Below are 695 nucleotides of genomic sequence, written 5' to 3'. Positions count from 1 at the left end.
ATAACTTTCAGGCAGCGTCTTTTGCGGAATCGACCATAAGGATGGATCAAATGGTTTATACAGTCCATGCAGCGGATCGTTAATCGGAAAAGGATTGCGCTGCCGGCTGACGATCTCCTGTATCTCTAAGTCATTCATAGGCTTATTCCAGCTATTCTGGAATTGCTCCAGCTCAGCTTCAGACACTCCGGTAAACATATGATAGTTCTTTTCAAATAAGGTGCCCCAATTCATAGGTAATTGCTCCTCTCCGTATCTACGCTAAGCGATTCCAATACGTTAAGATTAATAGAAGCGTACGTCTATTGCAAAACAAAAAGGATCACCAGAAGGGAAGAGGATGCCTACCAGTTCCAAGGGCTCCACACCTTTCATCATTATAGATGACGCCTGTTTTTTATAATTATCCTTGATACTGCAAAATTGTAACCTTACATCCTTCGTTAATTAAGTCGTTTTTGGACGAAAAAAATGATTTTTTTTGCTTTTTTTCATCTGAAAACCGAACTATCTCTTGATTTATTAGAAATTGTTATGTACGATATGAATACTGGTTTTATTAATGTTTTATATTATTTCAGAAGGTGATCTCATGCCCCTGATCGACTCTAACGAGAACAGGAAGAAGCTCAGTCACATTTACAATGAGGTTGCCAAAGAGCTGTTCGGGTTTGGCACGACGATGCTGAAGGTGT

The 695-nt window shown here is 39.6% G+C and carries 1 protein-coding gene; it reads right to left on the bottom strand.

Annotated elements, in window-relative coordinates:
* Positions 1-234: hypothetical protein (locus TX77_RS10795; RefSeq protein ID WP_044505099.1), on the bottom strand; the 234-nt coding region annotated here is incomplete at its 3' end.
* Positions 235-695: the final 461 nt, after the last annotated feature.

The organism is Megasphaera massiliensis, from assembly GCF_000455225.1.
Classification (GTDB): Bacteria; Bacillota; Negativicutes; order Veillonellales; family Megasphaeraceae; genus Megasphaera; species Megasphaera massiliensis.
This window is presented reverse-complemented; position numbering and strand designations above follow the sequence as displayed.